At 75.4% G+C, this 903-nt stretch carries 1 protein-coding gene; it reads right to left on the reverse strand.

Annotated elements, in window-relative coordinates:
* Positions 1-40: 40 nt before the first annotated feature.
* A complete protein-coding gene (locus tag E4P40_RS27740) occupies positions 41-676 on the reverse strand; it encodes a hypothetical protein (protein ID WP_135161491.1) in 636 nt (211 codons plus the stop codon).
* Positions 677-903 lie beyond the last annotated feature (227 nt).

The raw sequence follows: 903 nt of genomic DNA on the forward strand, positions 1-903 counted from the left end.
GTCTGAGGTCTTGACCCCGTTCCCGCGGGAACGTTTCCGGTCAGCCGCGACGCCAGAGCCAGATGCCGACGCCGGCGAACCAGAGTGCCATCAGGTAGGTGACCGCCCAGCCGACCGGCGGCAGCAGCAGCCCGACGGCGAGGACGGCGCTTCCGCCGAACAGCATCCGCGAGGCACCCGCCGCCCTCGTCGCGAGGGCCACCGCGATCAGGAACCCGGCACCCACCCAGGCGGCGATCGGGTGCGCCACGTTCATCAGCACCAGCGCCACCTCGGCCGCGCCCGGGGTGACGCCCCCGTCGAACACCATCGTCCCGACGGCGACCGCGGCGGCCGGGGCAGTGAACGCCGCGGTCAGCAGCAGCACGTGCCCGGCACCGAGCAGCGGCAGCAGCCGGATCGCCGCAGTCTCGCCGCCGCGGGCCAGCCGCGCGGCGAGCATCCCGCTGACGGCGATGGCCAGCAGCGCGTAGGTCCCCACGAGAACAGCCGTCAGGCCGAGCGGTGCGCCCTCCATCGCCGACGCCGCCTCCTCGGGGGTCTCGGCCCCGCGGAGCAGGTCGTTGAAGACGACGACGGCGCCGGCGAAGGCGGCGAGCGCGCCGAGGCCGGCCAGTGCCGGGAGCGGTGACCGGACACGACGGCCGGTGGCCTCCGGGAGAGCGGTGGTGGTCATGGTCGGTTCCTCCTCGGTCGGCGCGACCGTCGCGCCGGACGCCGTCCACGCTCGCCGGACCACGCGTCCTCCGCGTCCGTCCGGCGGCCGAACCGTCGCGCCGTCCGGCAGACGGGTGATCGGCCGAGCGACAGACGTCCGCAACGCCGGTGCCGCCCTACGCTCCCGCCATGTCCGGACTGTGGAGCAGGTGGCGGGGCCTGCCGGTGTGGGCGCGCGACGGACTC

This window comes from Blastococcus sp. CT_GayMR20 (assembly GCF_004570345.1).

Bases quoted from the DNA above. Each gene is read 5' to 3' on its own strand.
- E4P40_RS27740 (WP_135161491.1), bottom strand. From the start codon at position 676: ATGACCACCACCGCTCTCCCGGAGGCCACCGGCCGTCGTGTCCGGTCA.